This is a genomic window from Bradyrhizobium sp. Leo78, assembly GCF_059512425.1.
In genome coordinates this window covers 1-324 of the sequence record NZ_JCAMOT010000321.1, presented here as the reverse complement: position 1 = coordinate 324, position 324 = coordinate 1, and the positions used below count along the sequence as shown (strand labels likewise).

Below are 324 nucleotides of genomic sequence, written 5' to 3'. Positions count from 1 at the left end.
CCGCAGTACCGAGCATTGGAAGCTCATGGAAACCAAACGCAAGCGCAACCGAGCCAAGCAGACCACTTCACTCCAGGAGCGGCTGGTCGCCTCAGCTCGCCAGGCTCGCACGCAGGCATGCGGCCTACCTCCCGGCGCCGAGCGGCAGAAACTGCTCCGGCAGGCGCGGCAAGCCGAGCAGGCTGCCGACATGAACGAGTTTCTTAGTCTGGGCACGCCGAAATGAAGTTTCCAGTGAGGTCTCAAGACGGTAGCGACATTTGTCTAGACAGCCACGGAGCAGCTTATGGTCGGAGACCAGAACACCACCGAAACCGACGTTGA

At 60.8% G+C, this 324-nt stretch carries 1 protein-coding gene; it reads left to right on the top strand.

Going from position 1 to position 324, the window contains the following annotated elements:
• On the top strand, nucleotides 1-226 hold a 226-nt coding region (locus AC5ZG1_RS44895; protein ID WP_496136638.1), incomplete at its 5' end, for a hypothetical protein.
• Nucleotides 227-324 lie beyond the last annotated feature (98 nt).